This window comes from Hyphomicrobiaceae bacterium (assembly GCA_041397645.1).
Taxonomy (GTDB): Bacteria; Pseudomonadota; Alphaproteobacteria; order Rhizobiales; family Hyphomicrobiaceae; genus Hyphomicrobium_B.
Genome location: JAWKWE010000004.1, coordinates 2232901 through 2253413, shown reverse-complemented (window position 1 = coordinate 2253413; position 20513 = coordinate 2232901). Strand labels below are relative to the sequence as shown.

At 59.2% G+C, this 20513-nt stretch carries 21 protein-coding genes and 1 pseudogene; 14 read left to right on the top strand and 8 right to left on the bottom strand.

The window, feature by feature from the left end; translation table 11 throughout:
- Positions 1-70 precede the first annotated feature (70 nt).
- From R3D51_10545 to R3D51_10510, 8 genes are all read left to right on the top strand, one after another.
- Positions 71-1432, top strand: coding sequence for a PQQ-binding-like beta-propeller repeat protein (locus R3D51_10545; protein MEZ5899918.1), 1362 nt, complete (start codon positions 71-73; stop codon positions 1430-1432).
- Between the two features lie 87 nt (positions 1433-1519).
- Positions 1520-2911, top strand: coding sequence for a ribosome biogenesis GTPase Der (gene der, locus R3D51_10540; GenBank protein MEZ5899917.1), 1392 nt, complete (start codon positions 1520-1522; stop codon positions 2909-2911).
- Between the two features lie 132 nt (positions 2912-3043).
- Positions 3044-3304: a hypothetical protein gene (locus tag R3D51_10535; protein MEZ5899916.1), complete on the top strand. Its 261-nt coding sequence runs from the start codon at positions 3044-3046 to the stop codon at positions 3302-3304.
- Between the two features lie 332 nt (positions 3305-3636).
- The gene (locus tag R3D51_10530) at positions 3637-4122 is read left to right on the top strand and encodes a DNA polymerase III subunit chi (protein MEZ5899915.1); all 486 of its coding nucleotides are present in this window, start codon (positions 3637-3639) and stop codon (positions 4120-4122) included.
- Positions 4123-4163: 41 nt separating this feature from the next.
- Positions 4164-5009: a 23S rRNA (adenine(2030)-N(6))-methyltransferase RlmJ gene (gene rlmJ, locus R3D51_10525; GenBank protein ID MEZ5899914.1), complete on the top strand. Its 846-nt coding sequence runs from the start codon at positions 4164-4166 to the stop codon at positions 5007-5009.
- A 311-nt stretch (positions 5010-5320) separates the two neighbouring features.
- Positions 5321-5536, top strand: coding sequence for a cold-shock protein (locus R3D51_10520; GenBank protein MEZ5899913.1), 216 nt, complete (start codon positions 5321-5323; stop codon positions 5534-5536).
- A 194-nt stretch (positions 5537-5730) separates the two neighbouring features.
- On the top strand, positions 5731-6036 hold the full coding sequence (locus R3D51_10515) for a hypothetical protein (GenBank protein ID MEZ5899912.1): 306 nt from the start codon (positions 5731-5733) through the stop codon (positions 6034-6036).
- Between the two features lie 51 nt (positions 6037-6087).
- Positions 6088-6345, top strand: a complete 258-nt coding sequence (locus tag R3D51_10510) for a hypothetical protein (protein ID MEZ5899911.1) — start codon at positions 6088-6090, stop codon at positions 6343-6345.
- Between the two features lie 90 nt (positions 6346-6435).
- Here the strand turns inward: R3D51_10510 and R3D51_10505 are convergent, their stop codons facing one another.
- Positions 6436-6726, bottom strand: a complete 291-nt coding sequence (locus tag R3D51_10505) for a hypothetical protein (protein ID MEZ5899910.1) — start codon at positions 6724-6726, stop codon at positions 6436-6438.
- A gap of 479 nt (positions 6727-7205) precedes the next feature.
- Here R3D51_10505 and R3D51_10500 point away from each other — a divergent pair, with 479 nt between their 5' ends.
- Positions 7206-7628 carry a hypothetical protein gene (locus R3D51_10500; protein MEZ5899909.1) on the top strand — a complete coding sequence of 141 codons (423 nt, stop codon included), beginning with the start codon at positions 7206-7208 and terminating at the stop codon, positions 7626-7628.
- A gap of 87 nt (positions 7629-7715) precedes the next feature.
- Here R3D51_10500 and fetB read toward each other — a convergent pair whose 3' ends face one another.
- From fetB to R3D51_10480, 4 genes are all read right to left on the bottom strand, one after another.
- Entirely contained in the window at positions 7716-8519 is an 804-nt protein-coding gene (gene fetB, locus R3D51_10495; protein ID MEZ5899908.1) for an iron export ABC transporter permease subunit FetB, read from the bottom strand.
- Positions 8516-9184, bottom strand: coding sequence for an ATP-binding cassette domain-containing protein (locus R3D51_10490; GenBank protein ID MEZ5899907.1), 669 nt, complete (start codon positions 9182-9184; stop codon positions 8516-8518). The genes fetB and R3D51_10490 overlap by 4 nt, the downstream gene beginning before the upstream one ends.
- 176 nt (positions 9185-9360) lie before the next feature.
- Positions 9361-9729, bottom strand: coding sequence for a response regulator (locus tag R3D51_10485; protein ID MEZ5899906.1), 369 nt, complete (start codon positions 9727-9729; stop codon positions 9361-9363).
- Between the two features lie 213 nt (positions 9730-9942).
- On the bottom strand, positions 9943-10590 hold the full coding sequence (locus tag R3D51_10480) for a histidine phosphotransferase family protein (GenBank protein MEZ5899905.1): 648 nt from the start codon (positions 10588-10590) through the stop codon (positions 9943-9945).
- Between the two features lie 330 nt (positions 10591-10920).
- Here R3D51_10480 and R3D51_10475 point away from each other — a divergent pair, with 330 nt between their 5' ends.
- From R3D51_10475 to R3D51_10465, 3 genes are all read left to right on the top strand, one after another.
- The gene (locus R3D51_10475; protein ID MEZ5899904.1) at positions 10921-11832 is read left to right on the top strand and encodes an inositol monophosphatase family protein; all 912 of its coding nucleotides are present in this window, start codon (positions 10921-10923) and stop codon (positions 11830-11832) included.
- Between the two features lie 193 nt (positions 11833-12025).
- Positions 12026-12925, top strand: a complete 900-nt coding sequence (locus R3D51_10470) for a DUF1134 domain-containing protein (protein ID MEZ5899903.1) — start codon at positions 12026-12028, stop codon at positions 12923-12925.
- Between the two features lie 91 nt (positions 12926-13016).
- Positions 13017-14396 (top strand): hypothetical protein, encoded by a 1380-nt coding sequence (locus tag R3D51_10465; GenBank protein ID MEZ5899902.1) that lies wholly within the window; start codon positions 13017-13019, stop codon positions 14394-14396.
- 54 nt (positions 14397-14450) lie between these two features.
- Here the strand turns inward: R3D51_10465 and R3D51_10460 are convergent, their stop codons facing one another.
- The 3 genes from R3D51_10460 to R3D51_10450 all read right to left on the bottom strand — a co-directional run bounded on the left by R3D51_10460 (position 14451) and on the right by R3D51_10450 (position 19184).
- The gene (locus R3D51_10460) at positions 14451-15620 is read right to left on the bottom strand and encodes an osmoprotectant NAGGN system M42 family peptidase (protein MEZ5899901.1); all 1170 of its coding nucleotides are present in this window, start codon (positions 15618-15620) and stop codon (positions 14451-14453) included.
- A 5-nt stretch (positions 15621-15625) separates the two neighbouring features.
- Positions 15626-17344, bottom strand: a complete 1719-nt coding sequence (gene ngg / locus R3D51_10455) for an N-acetylglutaminylglutamine synthetase (GenBank protein MEZ5899900.1) — start codon at positions 17342-17344, stop codon at positions 15626-15628.
- Between the two features lie 64 nt (positions 17345-17408).
- On the bottom strand, positions 17409-19184 hold the full coding sequence (locus R3D51_10450; protein MEZ5899899.1) for an N-acetylglutaminylglutamine amidotransferase: 1776 nt from the start codon (positions 19182-19184) through the stop codon (positions 17409-17411).
- Between the two features lie 101 nt (positions 19185-19285).
- Between R3D51_10450 and R3D51_10445 the strand changes: the two genes are divergently transcribed.
- Positions 19286-19762, top strand: coding sequence for a MarR family transcriptional regulator (locus tag R3D51_10445; protein ID MEZ5899898.1), 477 nt, complete (start codon positions 19286-19288; stop codon positions 19760-19762).
- Positions 19763-19813: 51 nt separating this feature from the next.
- Positions 19814-20488 (top strand): annotated as a pseudogene (locus tag R3D51_10440) (hypothetical protein).
- Positions 20489-20513 lie beyond the last annotated feature (25 nt).

Genomic DNA, 20513 nt, shown 5'->3' with positions numbered 1-20513 from the left:
GCCAGTAAGCCGCGTCAAAAGATAAATAGCGCGCCGATTGTTCGGCGCCGCATGACGGCAGGAGCAGCAGATGTCCTTGGGGGACGGAACCAGACAAGTCAAAGGTTGGGTCCGCGGCGGCCTTGCTGTGGCGCTTATTTGCACCGCTCTTGTCTTGTCGGCCTGTTCGAGCGACGGCCCTTCGTTGCCGAAAATCAGCGAGCTCAATCCCTTCAAGGAGAAGCAGACACCGCTGCCCGGAAGGCGCATTCCTGTGGTGGAAACGACCGACAGCATCTCCGCCAATCTCGCCGCAGCCGATCAGCCGATCATTCTCCCGCCGCAACGGTCTAACGACAGCTGGCCGCAATCGGGCGGAGAGCCCAACAACGTGCCAGGTCACTTGACGCTGAATGGATCGGTCCGCCAGGTCTGGAGCCAGAACGCAGGCGAAGGGTCTTCCAAGGAAGGCCGCGTGATGGCGAGCCCCATCGTTTATGACGGCAAGGTCTATACGCTGGACTCGGAGGCAAATGTCAGCGCGTTCTCGATGGCCGGCGGCAAGGTGTTCTCAGTCTCTACCAGGCCGGAAAACGAGACCGGCGGTGGCGGCCACGGTGGCGGATTGGCGGCTGAGAACGGCCGGATTTTCATCGCTAACGGCTTTGGTATCGCCGGTGCACTCGATCCGGCAAGCGGCAAGTTCCTTTGGCAGAAAAACCTCGATTCACCCGTTCGCGCCGCGCCGACCGTATCAGGCGACAAGATGTTCGTCGTGACGGTGTCGGGACGCTTCTTCTGCCTGAGTACGCTTGATGGCGCCGAGATCTGGTCAGTTCGTGGTTTGCCGCAGCAGGCAAGTCTTACGACGTCGACGAGCCCTGGCGTTGAAGGCGATGTTGTTGTCGTTCCCTATCCCTCGGGCGACCTGATGGCGTTCAAGGTGTCGGATGGCACGCCGGTTTGGAGCGAGAGCTTGGCACGCACGCGCTCGACGTCACAGCTTGCGTCCATGAGCGATGCTTCGCGCCCGGCAATCGATGGCGGCACGGTCTACGCAGTGGGACATGCCGGACGCATGGTTGCGACCAACATCACGACGGGTGAGCGGCTGTGGTCGGTTAACGTGCCAAGTATGCAGACGCCTTGCGTGGCGGGCGATACCGTCTACATCGTAGATACCTCCGGCAAGCTGATGGCTTTATCGCGCGCTGACGGCAGCACACGGTGGACGGCGAGCTTGCCTGAAACAAGGACTTGGTCGGGCCCAGTTCTCGCAGGTGGCACGCTCTGGCTCACATCCAACAAGGGGCGATTGATCGGGGTCGATGCAGCCACGGGCAAGGTGGGCAGCGCAATCGACCTGGGCGATCCGGTTTATATAGCTCCGATCGTCGCGCAGGGCCGACTGTTCGTTTTCACGGATTCGGCAAAACTAATCGCTCTCAACTGAAATTTGGGCTAGGAACACGCAAATCCTGAGTGGCCCCCTGCGGGGCCCTCGCCGTTTTTGAGCCTAACGTTCGAGTTCCGCCCCGCTATGTCCCTACTTCCTGTCGTAGCCATCGTTGGCCGTCCTAATGTCGGAAAATCGACGCTGTTCAACAGGCTCACGGCAACGCGTGCCGCACTCGTGTCCGACATGCCGGGCCTGACGCGCGACCGGCGCGAGGGCACCGCCGACCTGGGTGGCCCCAAGATCCGCCTTGTCGATACGGCCGGATTGGAAGAGGCAGCACCTGGGTCCATTGCTGACCGTATGCGCAAGCAAACGGAAAGGGCGATCTCCGAAGCGGATCTGATCCTGTTTGTGGTGGACTCGCGCGCTGGAGTTACGCCCACCGACACCGCGTTTGCAAAGCTCGCGCGTGCGTCCGGAAAGCCCGTCATCCTGATTGCGAACAAGGCGGAAGGCCGACAGGGAACGGAAGGGTTCTACGACAGCTTCTCGCTGGGGTTTGGCGCTCCGCTGGCCATTTCAGCAGAGCACGGCGAGGGTATTGGCGATCTCGTGACCGAGATTGCTGCGGCGCTTGGACTGAAGTTTACGGTCCGCCGTCGCAAATCAACCGACGGCGAAGACAGCGAAGCCGCCGAACAAGTTCCTTCTAAGGAAGGTCCAAAGCCGATCCGCGTCGCCATCGTCGGGCGCCCGAACGCAGGGAAATCCACGCTGGTCAACGCGCTTTTAGGCGAGGATCGCATGATTACCGGGCCCGAACCCGGCCTCACGCGCGACAGCGTTGCTAGCGACATTCAATATAATGGTCAGACCATCCGGCTCTTCGACACCGCAGGTCTGCGCCGGAAGGCTCGCATCAATGAACTCGCAGAGAAGCTGTCGGCCAGCGACGCCGTGCGTGCCATCAGGTTTGCCGAAGTCGTTGTGCTTCTCATCGACGCCGAGCGCGCCTTCGAAAAACAGGATCTCACCATAGGCGACATGGTGACCAAGGAGGGCCGTGCGCTCGTTATCGCGGTCAACAAGTGGGATACTGTCGAGAGCAAGCAGAAGACCCTTCGTGAGTTGCGGGAAACGGTGGCGGAAAGCCTGGCTCAGGTGCCCGGGGTTCCCCTAGTCGCCATTTCAGCGCGTGCGGAAACCGGCCTCGACCAGTTGATGCGTGAGATCGCGAAGACTTATGAACTATGGAACAAGCGCGTTCCAACGCCGCATCTCAACCGATGGCTGATCGAGGCATTGTCGCGCCATGCCCCGCCGGCTGCGGCCGGCAAGCGCATCAAGATCCGATATGTGACCCAGCCTTCGACCCGTCCCCCGACCTTTGTGGCATTTTGTCAGCGCGCCGAGGTGTTGCCCAAGTCTTATCTGAAGTATCTCACCAATAGCCTACGCGAGACATTCGGCTTGCCCGGCGTTCCCATCCGCTTCAATTTGCGCAAGGGCGATAATCCCTTTGCCAAGAAATAGACGCGGAAGCGCCATGATTTGAGGGCCTGTCACCGCCCATCTGGTGCGCTATCCGGCGAGCCGTTATTTAGTGGTTTCAAGGCCAGCCCGATACGCAAACAGCGGGACGCCAATATAAGGACGAGTAAACATATGCGGAAATTGCAGACGACAATGAGCGTCGCTGTCATGGCGTTGGCTGTGATCGGCGTGTCGGCCACGGGTGCGCTCGCCTTCAGCAAGAAAGTGAAGAAGGCCTGCGGTCTCGACTATCAGGATTTTTGCGCCCAGTACGATCCGGGTTCGAGCGCCGTGCGTCGTTGCTTTGAAAGCAACCGCCGTTCGCTTTCGAAGGGCTGCGTGCGTGCCCTGGTGGATGCAGGTGAAGTGCCGCGCAAGTACCTTCGCCGCTAGTTTGCGGCGACAGGCGCGGCGACGCAGAAGATCGCCGCGCCATAAAGCGCAGCGGGCGGGAGCATCAGCAGCAAACATAAGAAGGCTGCCGAGCTCATCCGCCCACACGGGCGACAGCCGCACATCTGGCGCCGCTCCGGACCTCGATAAATAGTCGATCCGGCTAAGACTGCAAGTGCAGTCATTCCTGAAAATATGCTGTAAATCGGTTTGCGTGGCACTTGGATGCGTGCTGTGCGCCAAGTGCATCGCACAATGCTGCTTGGTGTTGCGGTGCGGTGAATGTTGCCGGAATTATCTGCCAGCGAAATAGGCAACGGGGAAGATCGGTGATGGCGGACAACCAAGCACATGAGGCTGGGGGCGGACCCGCCGAAGTTCTGTTCTATCATTTAGAGCGTCAGCCGCTGGAGCGTGTGCTTCCCAGTCTACTAACGCGCACGTTGGAGCGTGGATGGAAGGCTGTCGTTCAAGCAGGCAGCCAGGAACGTCTCGACGCACTCGATCAAGCTTTGTGGACTTACAGCGATGATAGCTTTCTGCCTCATGGGCAGCGCAAGGCAGGTTACTCATCAGACCAACCAGTGTTCTTGACGACAGGTTCCGAAACACCGAACGCGGCCGGCGTGCGCTTTCTCGTCGACGGCGCTACGGCTGAGACGTTCAATGGGTTTGTGCGCATCGTCTATCTCTTCGACGGTGGCGATCCCGACGCGCTCGCGATTGCGCGCTCGCAGTGGACAGCGGCCAAGCAGGCAGGTTGCGCGGTCACCTATTGGCAGCAGACGGAGGAGGGGCGCTGGGAGCGCAAGGCGTGAGCCGCCTTGACAGTTGACGCCGGCAACTCTCTACAAGCGCCATGAACTACCGCCACGCCTATCACGCAGGAAATTTCGCCGACGTGTTGAAGCACGCCGTGCTGGCGCTGATCCTGCAGTACATGACAACGAAGCACGCACCGCTGCGCGTCATCGACGTGCATGCGGGAATCGGCGCGTATGATCTGGAAGGCGTCGAAGCCAGCAAGACAGCCGAATGGCAAGGTGGCATAGGGCGGATCTATCAAGCCGAGTTTGCACCCGAGATAGCGGCCTTGCTCTCCTCCTACTTGAACGCGGTCGAAGCTCTTAATGGTGCAGGACCGTTGCGGCGTTATCCTGGCTCGCCGCTTCTGGCTCGCGCACTCATGCGCACGACCGATACGCTCATTGCCAATGAGCTGCATAAAGAAGATTTCTCCCTGCTCAAAAATGCTCTCAAAGGAACGCCCAATACCCGGACGCTCAATTTGGATGCCTGGATCGCATTGAAATCCCTCGTTCCGCCTCCGGAGCGTCGCGGGCTCATCGTGATCGATCCGCCGTTCGAGGCTGCCGATGAGTTTGCGCGCCTCGTTGAGGGGCTGTCGCAAGCCATTCGGCGCTTTGAATCGGGGACTTATGTCGTTTGGTATCCGATCAAGGAGATCAGAGATGTCAGCCGTTTCATATTGGATGTGAAAGGGTTGGGACTGAAAAAGGTGATAGGTGTATCGCTTGCGGTGCGTGCTCGCGCCAGCGCACCGGGCTTGACCGAGACAGGACTTCTTATCGTCAATCCGCCTTACATTCTTGCCAAGCAACTCGCGCAATTGATGCCTGTTTTGAGCCAGCAGCTGGCCGCCGGGCCAGGTGCTGGATTTGAGTTGATCGATTGGTCCCTGTAGCCGGTCAATCGCCAGTATCGCGCGTTTTTTGCTTTTGCTTCTCCCAAAAATAAAGCTTTCGGCTTGCAGAAAAAGCACGATTTTGCGTAACTGTAGGCGCTGTAGCCGGGTCAGAGCAGCCAAGCTTGCCGGTGACGTCTTTCGCCAATAGGTGCGTCCGAGCCTGGTTGCGGACCTTCTGGCGAAACCTGAGGCGCGCGGCTGGTCTGCTTCGCTGCATTTTCGGTGCGGGTGCAGAGGCGCGCCGGGACGGCCTCTTCTCGCACTCGCTTTCGCGTTTTCTAACGCGGAGGAATTTGAGGAGAGCATGCATGCGCCAAGTTGGCACCGTGAAATTCTACAACACGCAGAAGGGCTATGGTTTTATCAAGCCCGATGACGGTGGAAATGACATCTTCGTGCACGTCACGGCGGTGGAGCGTTCAGGTATTGGTGCGCTGATAGAGGGGATGAGAATCTCTTTCGAAACTGAGCCGGACAAACGCGGCAAGGGCCCGAAAGCGGTCAATCTCGAGCAGGCTGGATAACGCCTGCCGATCCGATTTTTCTCTTTTCGCTTATTTCTTTTGGCGTGGCGTTGCCGCCACTGCGAATTTTTAAAGTTATGTGCTCGCTGTTTTGAGCGCCGATTGCCAGATGCAAAATCTAAACTGCAGCGGCAAAGATGCTCCATCGTGCGCCACGATGCGGCGAGCAAATTCCTTTTTGAGGAGTAAGTTCAATGACGTCATTCAAGTGGATCGCCATTGCGGCGATCGCCGTCGTTAGTCCTGTCATGGTAAGTTCCGGCGCGCAGGCGGCCGGAAGTTGCGTCGCAAAGGCGGCGGAAGGGACCGGCGGCGACGAGAAGACTGCGAAATTCCAAGTCTACGAAGCATTGCTGCAAGCTACCGATTGGTCCGCTTGGGCGGCCTGGATGTCGAACGGCACGACGCCCGGATACAAGGTCAATCCCGTCAAGTATCGCTGCACCAACGGCGGCCTTGGCGTGACCTGTCGCGGCCAGACTACAATCTGCAAGCTCTAAAGACGGCGCCTTACATTAGCGAAGTACACTTCAAAACAGGGGGTAGTAACAATGAAGGCATGGAAACTTATGGCATTGAGCGCTGCCGCGTTCGCTGCCGTTTCGGCGTCTGGCGCTCAGGCTGGCTGCGTGAAAGCAGGCGGCGAAGCAACGATGGTCACCGAGGACCTCGCAAAGTTCATGGCCGAGGCCGCGCTTAAGAACTCGATCGCAGCGCATGGATGGAAAGCGGCTGGTCCCATTTCTACGAAGTGCGATGCGGCCAACGGCTTGCCGCACTGCCTTGCTCGCCGCAAGGCCTGCAGCTGATCGCACGCACCACAATCTATCGGACGACATGAAACGGCCCGCAGCACAAGTGCTGCGGGCCGTTTCATTCTTCCCCTAAACTGCCGCTGGCTACTTCGCCAACATGGAGCGGATCAGGCCGATGATTGCCATCAGCACGCCGCCGCCAACGCCGCCGCTCGCAAGTTGCGAGAGGATTGCCATCGGGTCCAAACCGGACGCGCCGGTTGCCATCGGCAGGTTGAGGAGCGATCCGAGGATCTGACCGCCAAGCCCGCCGCCGACGATTCCGGCGAGTGAATTGCCAAGGGTGCCCAGGCTGATGTTCTTGAAGAGTGCGCCTGCGATGTTGCCACCCAGTGCGCCACTGATCAGCTGAATAATCAGAGTTACGATATCCATGACATGTTTCTCCACGTGTTATGGGAGGAGCGCCTTTCGCAACGATATGCTCCGCTGTCGTGCGTCCTCCCGTTCCCCTAAGTGCACGCTACTGTGACAGCATGTTACAGCCCAGTCATCCAATGAGCATCTGCGCACGGATTTGTACGTTCGATTATTGGGTAGAGTGGTTAGAGGGTGACGCATGCGCCACAAAGCTCCGAGGCTGGTCCTTTTGACAGGGACAGTGGGAAACGTCGTTGCGAGTGCACCGTGCGCCGTAAGAAAGAGAAGAGTTTGGGTTCGTCCGTAGAAAGGGACTTATGCCGCTTCACTTCATTGCTGTGTCTTTTTCGCCGAGGCTGGCAAAAACTTGAAGTTGAGCACCGCTTTTCCAGTGACCTGTAACCCACAAGGGTCTCCCGTGCCCTGTTCACGCCATGTGACGGCCGCTATAGATATCCGGGAAAATTCCTAGTTTGCTTGCCGGAGCTTCCTTCATGCGCAAATCGCTTCTTTCGCTTACATGCGTGGCCGCCGCCGCCTTCAGCCTGTCCTTCGCCGATGAGGCGTCTGCGGCGTGCACGCGGCTGGGCTTCTCCGTCAACGATTACGGCAAGGATGGCCCCACCCGCGACGCTAAGCAATTGCTCGACAAGTACATTGCGAAGTGGGCTGGCGACAACGGCATCGCGAAATATACGACCGGCAAGAAAGACGTCACCTGCGAGCTGTTCTTGGACTTTGTTGTATTCGACGAGTACACCTGCCGCGCTGAAGCGAGCGTGTGCTGGGATGGCGCTCCAGTGGGGGGCGGTGGAAAATCCGCTGCTAAGAAGAGTGATGCTTCGATCGAGACGGGTTCAGTGAATAAGAACGAGCCAGCTGAAGCTGATCCGAACGCCGGAACCCCCGCTCAGTAAGGTGCAGGCTCGGGCCTGAGTTGAGCAGAATTTCGAAAACCCCCGTGCTTTGCGCGGGGGTTTCTCTTTTAGATCGACGGGTGAGGCTCAATCCTTTGCGCGCACGAGCATGTCGAGGCGGAGGCGATGGCGGTCATCGGTTATGAAATGCACCATAGCAAGGCCAGCTGCGAGGACGGAGATCGCCGTGGCCCCTGCAATCAGAAACATAATCATGATTTGATACTTCGCAGCTTCCACTGGATCGATGCCCGCCAGTATCTGCCCCGTCATCATGCCCGGCAGAGAGACGATGCCCGCGGCGGCCATTGCGTTGAGCACCGGCGTCAAGCCGGTGCGCATGGCTTGGCGCAGAATATCCTGGAACGCTTCGTAGCGAGTCGCACCAAGAGCGAGGCGGGCTTCGATAGTATTGCGTTCGCGCGTCGCGGCCGATGTCAACGTGTCGAGAACGAGCGTCACGCCGGACAGCGTATTTCCCGTCAATAGGCCCAAGATTGGAAGGAGGAACCTCGGCGCATACCAGGGGGCGGGCTGAATGACGGCAAGGGCCAGAAATGTTGTGACGAGCCCCGATAAAAACGCAGGGCTGGCGCTGAGCAGCAAGCCCAGCCATCCCTTGAGGCGGTGCTGTTGGCGCGTGATGACCTCGAACGTCGCGCCGGCGGCAACCATGGAGGCGACACCGATGGTCCATAGCGGTGAGACCTGCTGGAAGATGAATCGCAGCGCGAGCGCGACGGCGGCGAGCTGTACGATCATGCGGACGGCGGCGATCGCTAAGCTCTTTTCCAGCTTCAGGCGGTATGCAAACGAGATGGCGCCGTTGAGGACGACTAGCGTTGTGGCGATGGCGAGATCGGAGAAGGACAGCGGCACATACGATGTCATGGATGCACGCTTCTTTGATCGAGTGGCGAATTGGCGCTGCTTACGCCAAGGCGGGGCGGCGGCATACCAGGGATCGGGGCCAGCTGCAGACGTGCGTGGCCAAGCCGCGAAACCGGATTGTCGTTGTGGGCCGTGACGATCAGTGTTCGCCCAGCCAGAAGCTGAAAGCGAAGCAACTCGGCAACCAGCGCGGCTGTAGGCAGGTCGAGCGCGGAGATCGGTTCGTCTAACAGGAGGACGGCTGGTTCATCGATGATGCCGCGGATAAGCGCAAGGCGTTGGCGCTGACCCGTTGACAGCGATGCGATCGGCTTGTCGAGCATCTCGACGTCGAGCCCAAGTGAAGTCACCAGACGCCGCAAACGGTCTTGGGCTGCATCGTCATTTGCCAAAGCGGTAAAGGCTGCGCGCGGAGTTTCCCCCCACCATTGAGGTTCTGCCGACAGATAGCGAACCTTCTTGCGCCAATGCGGTGCGGGCATCTCGTTACGCTCGCCGCCATTGAGGAAGACATGACCTGTTGCCGGATCGAGATCCGCGATGGCGCGCAGCAGCCTGGTCTTGCCGGATCCGGAAGGGCCTTCGACCACCAGACACTCCCCGTCGCCGACGGTGAAGGTCAGCGGCGGCAAGGGCGCGGCCTTGAGCTGTTCGATGCGCAGCACTGCGAAAAATCCTCGATCACAATCCGCTCAAGAAGCAGGCGCTTCAAAGAAGGATTGGCCTTCAATAGGAGGATCAAGCTTACGTGAGCCTGGACCCTAAGCGAAGGCTTGGGCGAGGATTAGCAGGCAAGGTGGCTTACGGCCAGAGATCAGCGCACGCGAAGCTCTTGAAAACTTCAGGCGGCGACTTGGATCTCGTGCAGCTTCATCTCGATGATGTCGCGATTGAACGGCTTTAGCAGGTAATCGTCGGCACCAGCCTTGAAGGCTTTGGTGACGTCGCTGACGTCGTTCTCGGTGACGAGGTAGATGATGTAGGGGCGCTTTTCCATACGCTCCCGCCGCAACTTCTGAATGAGTTCGTGGCTGCTTGCGTTCGGCAAGATCCAATCGAGGAGGATATAGTCGGGTGCGTCCGTGCGTGCGCGCTCCAGCGTCTCGGCGGCAGTCTCCGCCTCGCTCACGCGAAACCCGAGGCTTTCGAAAATCAATCGGCCGAATTGACGGATAATCGGGGAGTCGTCGACAATCAGAATATGCTTCATTGCGCGGTCGGAGCCTGTGCTTATCGCCTGGACGGAGCGTGAGCGTGCCAATGACGGGCGCAATATCGTGCCCGTTCCGGTTCGCTTAGACTCTGCCCGCCAAACTCCTAATGCTGGATTAATCCGTGGCACAAAATGCGCGTCACACGCATCTGTAGCTTCGGTCCGGACACGCGGGATGGCGCGATAATCCGGCAAACAATGCCTGGCGTTCTAACCCTGAGGTTTGGCGACGAGCAGAATGTCTGCCCCATCCTTGAGAATTTCCAGGCGCATATGAGCCGTCTGGGCAATCCTGTAGGTGTAGTAAGCTTGGATGCTCATGGCATCGAGCGGCGGATGATTGCCAGCCACGAAGTCGGTCAGGTACTGCGGGGGACGCGCGCCATTGCCTCGGCAACGCAACAGGAAGCTCGGCGTCTCAAACGACCCGCCGAACGCCACGTCGATCTCGCCGCCCTTTGGAAGGGCTGTAACGGCAGAAGCGACCAGATTGAGCAGCAACTTGACTTTGTCTTTGCCCATATGACCAGGCGCGCCGCGCCAGACGAGCTTGTGCTTGCCCTGCGTAATGCCGACGAAGCCTCGCGAGATCTGCTCAGCGGTCCCGAGGTCGATCATCGAACCTGCAGAGCCTGCCGCGCCGAATGCAAAGCGGGCAAACTGCAACCGCGCCGAAGCCTGTTCCGTCACATTCCTGATAACCGTGAGCGCATAAGACTTGGCCTGAACATCATCATCCTCGTCGAGGATTTCCAAGCCGTTGTAGATGGCGCCGACGGGATTGATCACGTCATGACAGATTTTGCTCGATATCAAGGCTGCCAATTCCAGATCGCTCGGGATAACGCGGCTGTTCATCGCAATTCCAATCGTCAAAAGGTGTCGGGGTTGGCGCCTAGTACTATAGTGTACACGTACTAATAGGTCGCAGCGGCAGCTCAAGCGCGACAGCACGACGCGAGCAAACAGGGCCGCTTGCAATTGGCCAGTACGCACTGATACATGCGCCGCAAGCCACTTGCCAAGCCCTAGCGTCTTTGCTCCGCCTGCGCTGGGTCGTTCTGAGCGGATATGAGCTATTGCGGCCACGGTATCAAAGACGTGAGGTCAGCAACGGCGCGCTTCATGCGAACCGGCGCGCTTCATGCAAGGAGCCTTTTCAAGGAGTTTTTTGCTGAGAGCGTTTGCATGGAACGTGGTGCGGGAAACTTCACCTATCGAAAGGCCGTACCGCCAGATTTGAAATGGAGAATGATGGCTGTCCCGGACGCCGATTCGCTGATCATGGGTTTGCTGCCTGCCGTGCTGGAGGCAGCGCGGGCGGAGCTGCACTATTTTTCGGCAGGCGTTACCGTTCTGTCGAAGCCGGATGCTTCACCTGTCACGGCTGCCGACCATGAGGCTGAGGCCATTCTCCTGACCTGTCTGGAGCGAAATTGGCCCAGCGTTCCTGTCATTGCCGAGGAACTTGCCGCAGCGGAACGGCTACCCCCCGAGGACGGCGATTTCTTCCTCGTAGACGCTCTGGACGGAACGCGGCACTTCATTCGCGGAAAGCCGGAATTTTCGATCAATGTCGGTCTCATTCACGCCCGCAAGCCGGTATTCGGACTGATCTACGTACCGCCCACCGGCACTCTCTACGTCACTCGTGCAGATGGCGCCGCATATCGTGCGCATGTTCCAGCAGAAGGAGCCGTGCCGGCAACTCTTGATGCCTTGAAACTTGAAAAGGTGCGAACACGGATAGCGGATCGTTCGCGCCTCGTGGCGTTCAATAGCCGAACCACCGGGGGAGCCAGTGCGGAGTTCCTTGCCGCGCTCGAGGTTCACGATGCGCGTCCGCTTGGATCGTCGCAGAAGTTCTGTCTCATCGCTGCGGGGGAGGGCGATATCTACGCGCGTTTCGGCCCTACTTACGAATGGGATACGGCTGCTGGTCAGGCCATTCTGGAAGCTGCGGGCGGGACGGTGACGACCATCGATGGTGGCGCAATGGTGTACGGCAAAAGTGCCGAAAGCTATCTGAACCAGAGTTTCGTCGCGTGGGGCGGACCGCCCTTGCTGACCGGTTTCCGGCGCTCCAAAGCCAGCGGTTAGCCGGCTGACGGCCTTCGCGGGGCTGCAAACAGTGTTTTTCAGGAGGTTCGGCCACACTTTGGCAAAAGTGTCAGGCGATTCTGAACCGAATCGGCTGGGTTGGGTAATCTGATGTTGTCCGCGCCGTTTGGGGTCGCGCGTGCAAGAGACCGTCCGGCTTGCCTCGAAAAGAGGGCTCAACGAGGGATCGAAGATGATTCAAGTGTGCTTCCCGCGCCGCTGGGGGTTCGCTCTGGCTAGCGCGCTGATGGCCGCGCTTCCCCACACAGCTTTTGCCGCAAACGACGCTTATTCGCCTTATGGATCAAGTGGATCCAGTACGGCCGGGCGCGGTGACGACGCTTATCGTCCCGATGAGATCCAGACTGCGCCGGAGACCTACGAGCCCGTTCGCCCAAGCGACGGCTCGGCTGGCGGTGGCTATGACACGTATAACGGCGGCAGTGGGTATAACAACGGCGGTGGGGGGTACAACGGCGGAGCTGCAGCGCCGCCGCCTCCGGCTTATGACAACGGCGGTTATGGCGAGCCCTACACTTCACCGAAGGCGGAACAGTATGAGCCGGTTCCTCCGCCGAGCGAGGGAGGACCGGCCGATGAGGGCAGCGGGCGCTACTACTCGCAGGGCGAAATCGTCAAAGCGGGTCACGGCTTCTTCGGCGCGGTATCAAAAGAGCTGGGTGAAGCCGTTGAATGGGCATTCCAAAAAGCCGGTCGTCCTAACGGGTATATTCTTGGCGAAGATGCTGGCGGCGCACTGATCGCCGGTTTGCGCTACGGCGAGGGAACGCTGTACACAAAGGATGCTGGCAACCACAAAGTATATTGGCAGGGGCCAACGCTCGGCTATGACGTCGGCGCTGAGGGCTCAAAGGTCATGGTGCTCGTGTACAACCTGCGCGACCCTGCCGAGATCTATGATCGCTTCGGTGGCATCCAAGGCGCTGCCTATTTCGTTGGCGGCGTCGGGGTGCAACTTCAAAAGTCTGGAAGCGTGACTCTTGCGCCAATACGCTCGGGAATCGGCGTGCGCTTAGGTGCCAACGTCGGCTATTTGAAGTATACGCGTAATCCGACTTGGAACCCGTTTTGAGTCGGCGCTTTGATCATAGGCTGTTTGACGGGAGCTTCGGCCTCCCGCCGGGCTTTTGTCGTCGCGTCGCCTAAGTGGCAGGAACAGGCCATTGATCACCGTTTACAACGCTATGCTTGTCCTTCTCGGCACGCTGCTGGCGGCGTTGGCGATGCTGTTCCTGATGCCGGCGTATCGCCGCCGTATTGAACGCTTCACAACCGAGCGCATCAAGCGGGCCCTGCCGCTCACCGAAGCGGAGATCCGCGCTGACAAGGATCGACTCCGGGCCGAATATGCGACCGAGGTTCACAAGCTGGAGATGAAGCTTGAAGAGGCGGGGCTGACGGGAGCACGTCAGAGCGTCGAGATCAATCGACGTGATGCCCGTATCAGCGAACTTGAAAATCTCCTGCAGTCGCAGAAGACCAACGTCGAGGAGCACCAGAACGCCCGCCGGGTGCTGGAGCAGACCATTCTCGATCGATTGCCGAAGGTGGAGGCGCGGCTGGGAGAAGCCCGCCGCATGCTGTTGCAACGCGATGGTGAGATCGCCTCGCTGACGCAGACAGGGGCCCGCCAGTCGGAAGCCCTGGAGCAGGCAAGTCAAATCAACACGCAGCTCACTCAGGAAACGCAACGGCTGCGCTCTGCACTAAACACACGCGCAGCCCGCAACCGCGAGGCCATCGGGGATCCGCGTTTTGACGGTGAGGTAGCGCTGCGCACCGAGATCGAGACGCTGCGTGCCAAATCGGAAGATCAGGCGCGGTTGATTGAAAAGCTGCAAGCAGCGGATGCAACGAGCCAGGATGGCGACCAAAAGGCAACTCAAGAGGCAGAAGCTGCAAGACTCAGGTCTCAGTTGGCCAAGGTTGAAGCCGAACTGGAGGCTCTGAAGGCCGATTCCGGCGGGACCGAGCGCATGGCCTCACTCGAGGATGAGAACCGCGAGCAGCTTTCCGAGATTGCACGGTTGATGGCGTCGTTGCGGACCTATGAGGACGATGCCAAGGATCGTCACGAACCTGACGCGTTGGCTGCCAAGGCCGAGATCGGCGCGCTGCAAGCTCAAGTCGAGGAGCAAAAGCATACCATTGAGGCTTTGCGTGCCGAGGTTGCCGCCGGTACAGAACGGCTAGCGCGGCAGGCGCAGCATTTCCGCGAGGAGATGCATCGTTTGAGCGTACAGTCTTCCGAAGGCGAGGGCGCTGCAGGCAAGGGCTCTGCCGAAACACCAAGACGTTCTCTGGCCGATCGCATCGCGCAGCCGCGAGTTCCGGGGCGCTTGGCCGAAGCGAGTGTGGAGGTTGTGCGTCCAGCGGCCAGCAACGGCAATGCTGAGGCGGCCCGCGAACAGCGAAGCGCAGGGTATCTGAAGGCCGTCAACGGCAATGCCGACGCGGCTCCTGCCCCGAGCGAGAAAGCAGCGCCCGCGCCACGCCGGGCCCGACTCTTGGAACGCATCTCCAATCTCGACAAGTCGGGCTGACGCAACGAGCCAAAGACGCCACCACGTCGTGGCGCTCTTTTAATGTCGCAAACTTCACAGCTTCTTTGTTGCCGACGGCACGTCGCTTTGCGGTGTCAACGCCTGCTTTGCCGGTTCGGACGGCTGTCGCGTGAAGCCCTTGAGATCGGATACCAGGCTTTCATCACGCGTGATATCGACCTCACTCTGACTGTAGCACGTCAAAAGTTCCGCGATGGAGCGGAGCGCATGCACGTGGATGCGTTCATAGCCGTGGCTGGCATCGACGCCGAACGTCACGAGCGCGGTGCGCACGTCAGCCCCTGCCTCGATCGCGGATGCACTGTCCGATCGATAGTAGCGGAAGACATCGCGTGTGAACCGGATGTCGTGCTGGCGGCAAAGCCCGATCAGTTTGCGCGTCAGATGATAATCGAACGGTCCGGTTTGGTCGGCCATAGCAATCGTGACGCCGAACTCGGAGGACGCCTGCCCTGGCGCGGAGGTTCCATTGTCAACCGTGACCAGCGAGGCGACGTCAGGCAGGAGAATGGAGGCAGCGCCATGCCCGACTTCTTCGGCGATCGTGAACAGCCAGAACATCTGTACCGGTGGTGGCGGTGCGTCCTTCATCGCCTTCAACGCCGCCAGCATGACAGCGACGCCAGCCTTGTTATCGAGATGACGCGATACGATGAAGCCGTTTTCGATGAATTCCGGTTGGGGGTCGATGGCGACGATGTCGCCGACAGCAATGCCCAGGCGCTCCAACTCTACGAGATTGCGCGCGTAAGCATCGACGCGCAGCTCGACGTGTGCCCAACCGATTGGTGCGCTGTCGATCTCATCTCCGAAAGTGTGCCCAGATGCTTTGAGGGGGATGATTGTGCCGCGATAGGTGCCTGTTTCGCTGAAGATTGTCGTGCGAGCGCCTTCTGCAAAGCGCGCCGACCAAGTGCCGATGGGGACGAGTTCGAGTCGGCCGTTGTCCTTCAAGGCTTTGACTTGCGCACCAAGAGTGTCGAGGTGCGAGACGATAGCGCGTGCTCCGGCCGTCTGGCGTCCGCTGAGGCGAGCACGAATGGCGCCCCGGCGCGTGAGATCGTAATCGACTCCGAGCCTTCCCAGTTCTTTGCAGACATGGCGGACGACGGTATCTGTGTAGCCGGTTGGGCTTGGAATGCTCAGCAGCTTGGCAAGCTGATCTTCAAGGTAGGTGGTATCGATGCGAAGCCGAGGCTCGATTTTCTTCACGTCGCTGGTCTCCTGTGAACCTCGCGTACAGCTGATGGAATGGATAGCGGAAAAAGGAAATCGATAAAACGCTCTGCTGTTGGTCTTGGTTCATGGTTAGCCAACCCCGGACGTTCGTTGGCTTCGATGAAAACATAGTTGGGGCTCTTTGGACTTTTCACAATAAGGTCTATTCCAGTCACGGGAATGCCGATAGCACGTGCAGCCTTAACGGCGGCTTCGATAAGGGTGAGGTGTGTTTCGCTGGTCACGTCGTGAATCGTGCCGCCGGTGTGCAGGTTGGCTGTCTTGCGGATTTCCAGTTCCAGCGATTGCGGCAGCACGCTGTCGAAGTCATAGCCTGCTTCGCGAATGCAGCGCTCAGTTTCCGCGTCCATCGGGATTTTGCTTTCGCCGCCGGTGGCAGCGGCACGCCTGCGGCTCTGGACCTCGATCAGTTGGCGTATGGTTGAGCGATCGTCGCCAAATACGCGGGCTGGTCGGCGCACCGCTGCGGCGACGACCTTGTAGTCGATGACGACAAGGCGCAGATCTTGACCTTTGAAATACTCCTCAAGGATCACGCTTTCTGAAAATGCGCGCGCCCGCTCAACGGCAGCTTCCAGATCTTCCGGCGTGCGGATGCCGACGGCAACACCACGGCCTTGTTCGCCGCGTGCAGGTTTAACGACGACTGCTGCGTGCTTTTCGAGAAATGCCGCGCGCTGTTCTGCATCGCCATCGGTCATCTGGTCCGGCACGACAACGCCGGCGGCTTGGACGATGCGCCGCGTCGCGCGTTTGTCGTCACAAATCGACATGGCGACCGCAGACGTGAACTCACTGAGCGACTCCCGGCAATTCACCGATCGGCCACCATAGGACAGGCGGAAGAAACCACCTTCCGCATCTGTGATTTCGACGCCAATGCCGCGTCGGCGTGCTTCGTCGATGATGATTTTGGCATAGGGATTGGGCTCACCTTCGACGGCTGGGCCTGCGTACAACGGTTCGTTGAACGTATTGCGTCGCTTTACGCTATAAACAGCAACGCGCCGGAAGCCGAGTTTTTCATAAAGTGCGATGGCCTGGAGGTTGTCGTGCATCACCGACAAGTCCATGTAGCTCGCGCCGCGCGCCTTGAAGTGATCGGCAAGCCTGCGGACAAGCGCTTCTCCAATTCCTCCGTGTGGCGCTTGAGGCGACACGGCAAGACACCAAAGCGATGAGCCTCGTTCGGGATCTCCGAAAGCGCGGGCATGATCGATGCCCATCGCAGTCCCTAGAATGACGCCGGTCTCGGCATCTTCCGCGACGATCACCGTCAGCGCGCGCGGGTCGCGTTTCGACCAGAAAAAGTCCGGCGACACCTGCACCATGCCGCGCGCCGCATAGAGCACGTTGATAGCTTCCGCATCTTCGCGCGTCGTCAGACGACGAATAACAAATGCGGGCTGGCGACGGTGGACAGAGCGGTAGTTGCCAAGGTCGAGGCGGTAGGTGTGCGAAGGATCGAGAAAAAGTTCTTGCGGAGCGGCCGCAAGCACGACGTGTGGATCGCGGACGTACAAGGCGATGTCGCGCTGTTCTAGACCTTCCGCGCGTAACGTGTCGACGAGTGCGTCCGTCGTTTCAAACGTATTTGCGAATATCAGTCGGCCCCAGCCGCAGTTGATGCTGGAATGCGCTATCATGGCGGGGTCGGGTCGGGCCGACGGGCCACTTGCTCCTGCCATTCGCACGCGCCGGCGCTGCTCTTTCGAGCGCTCCCGGGTTTTCTTGCTGTCGGAGGCGGTCACGCTATACCCCTTGGGTCTGGAGCCACATTTCAAGCAGGGCCACTTGCCAAAGCTCCGAGCCGCGTAGTTTCGTGATGTGGTCTTTCGGCGCTTTGAAAAGATCGTCCAGATATTCCGATCTGAAAAGCCCGCGTTCCTTCGCGCGCCGGCTGGTCAGGGCGTCGCGCGCCATCTCAAGGTATGGGCCCTCGATGTATTTCAAGGCGGGAACGGGAAAGTAGCCCTTGGGCCGGTCAATGACGGCGGCCGGAATCACGCGGCGCGCGGCTTCTTTCAATACACCCTTGCCGCCGTGCGCGAGCTTGTGATGTGCTGGAATCCGCTCGGACAGCTCGACCAGTTCGTGATCGAGGAAGGGAACACGCGCTTCCAACCCCCAGGCCATGGTCATGTTGTCAACGCGCTTTACCGGATCGTCTACGAGCATGACATTGGTGTCGAGTCGGAGGGCCTTATCGACCGCGTCGTCCGCGCCGGGTATGGCAAAGTGTGCTTCCACAAACGCGCGCGCTTCGTCGCGTTGCGGTAGATGCTCTCGGTTCAGGTGCTGCGCCAGCCGTTCAAAAGTGCGGTCGAAAAAAGCGCGGGCATAGTCACCCGCCGCATCGTTGGAGTTTGCGAGCGGAGGATACCAATGGTAGCCGCCGAACACCTCGTCCGCTCCTTGACCCGACTGCACAACCTTGATGGTCTTCGCCACCTCGCGCGACAACAAGAAAAAGCCGATGTTGTCGTAAGAAACCATTGGTTCGGACATAGCCGCGATGGTGAGCGGCAGGTTTTCCAGCATTTCGCTAGAGGGGATGAAGATCTTCTGGTGGCGCGTTCCGTAGTGCTTGGCGATGATGTCGGAGTAGTGGAACTCGTCACCTTTCTCGCCGTGTGCTTCTTCAAAGCCGATGGAATAGGTGGCGAGACCCGTTTGGCCTTCCTCAGCAAGCAGGCCAACGATCAAAGAGCTATCGACACCGCCCGAAAGCAATACACCTACAGGTACGTCCGCAACCATCCTGCGACGCACAGCAACGCGCAACGCTTCCAGCACCATGTCGCGCCATTCCTCGAAAGGACGGGCAACGTCCGCGCTGGTGCGCTCGAACCGCGGCGCCCAGAACGTATCGTCTTTCATTTTGCCGTCCCGTTCGATCACGCGGATCGTGGCGGGCGGCAACTTGCGAACACCCGACAAGATCGTACGTGGCGCGGGAACGACAGCGTGCCAGGTCATGTAGTGCTGAAGAGCGACGCTGTCGATCGAGGTATCGACATCGCCTGCTGCGAGCAGTGCTGGGAGTGTCGAGGCAAAGCGCAATCCGCCAGCGTGCTCGGCATAGTAGAGCGGCTTGATTCCGAAGCGATCGCGCACGAGCGTCACGCTGCCGCTTGCACGGTCGTGGATCGCAAATGCAAACATGCCGTGAAAGCGTTTTGGCGCTTCGATACCCCATGCGTGCCAGGCTTTGAGGATGACCTCGGTATCGCCAGTTGACGAGAAGCGGTAGCCGGCGGCTTGGAGCTCGGCGCGCAATTCCGGATAATTATAGATGCAGCCGTTGAAGGCGAGTGTGAGCCCAAGTTCGGTATCGACGAACGGTTGGGCCGCACATTCGGTGAGATCGATGATCTTGAGGCGGCGATGTCCAAGACCTACTGCGCCCCGCACTACGACGCCAGATCCGTCCGGTCCCCGCGGTGCCATGCTGTCAGCCATGCGCTCGATACTGGCGGCAGAAGCGTTCCGACCGTCGAAATTAATCTCGCCACAAAAGCCGCACATATCCTGGCGCACTCCTCTCGAATTTAACTTGACCTCAAATGATTAGAGCAATAATGATCAGACCTCAAGCGGTAATGCGCCGCACCTAAGTCGGGAGCCCTATGACGAAAGACGCTGAACTTCGGTCTCTTTTGAAGTCGGTCCGGCGGATCGCGCGGGCGGTTGATCTTCATTCGCGTCAGATTGACCGGCAGGCCGGACTAACGCTGCCGCAGCTGGTGGTACTGACGATCGTGAGGGACCTCGGAGAGGTTACGGGACGGGCGGTATCCGAAGAAGCCGACCTGAGTGCTGCGACCGTGGTCGGCATCCTCGACAAGCTGGAAGCCAAAGGGCTCGTAGAGCGCTATCGGTCTCGCACTGACCGCCGCATCGTGCACACTCGGTTGACCGAAAAGGGCCACGCAGCGCTCTTGGCGGCGCCGCCGGCGTTAGGCCACAAGTTTGAGCGTGCTTTTCTAAAACTCGCGCCAGATGAACGCTCCGCAACGCTCAAAGCGTTGCGGCTTGTCGCTGATCTAGCCTCCATGGAAGCCGCCGACGCCCTCGATGGTGCGAACGCTGAGGATGTCGTTTAGCGTGCTGAGCTGGTGACCGGCTTTGTCGGATAGACGGGACTAGGGGAAAACCGAATGGCTCCAGTTTACGTGCAGTACGGCTGCGGATTTTCCTTTGGTGAAGGATGGTTGAACTTCGATAGTTCTCCAACACTTCGAATAGAACGTTTGCCTGTCGTGGGAAAAGCGTTGGGACTGTTGGCTGGCAATTCGCAGCGCTTTCCTCGTCAGGTCAGTTACGGCGATATAGTTAAGGGAATTTCAGTTCCCGCCAACACAGTTCGCGGTGTCTATGCCTCCCATGTTCTAGAGCATCTCGCCCTTGAAGACTTCAGGAAGGCTTTGCACAACACGTTCGAGATGTTGGAGCCAGATGGCGTATTTCGGCTTATCGTGCCAGACCTGGAAGAAAGGGCGCGTCGCTACGTGCGCCAAGTGTCAATTAGAGTCGCCGACTCCAGTGGTGACTTTATGCGTACATGTCATCTTGGTCAGGAGCGGCGGCCGAGGACGCTGCTAAGTCGGATGAGATGGCTAATCGGAGGGTCAATGCATCTTTGGATGTGGGATGAGCCCTCAATAACAGAAGAACTGAGAAAGGTCGGCTTTATCGAAATCCGACGTTGCCGATTTGGCGATGCGGACGACGCAATGTTTGCTCGGGTTGAAGATCGCGGGCGGTTCGTAGACCCAACTTTGGATCTGCCGGAGCTTGCAATTGAGGCGCGTAAACCGCAACGCGCTTAACAATGACCGGCCAGTTGGGCGAGCA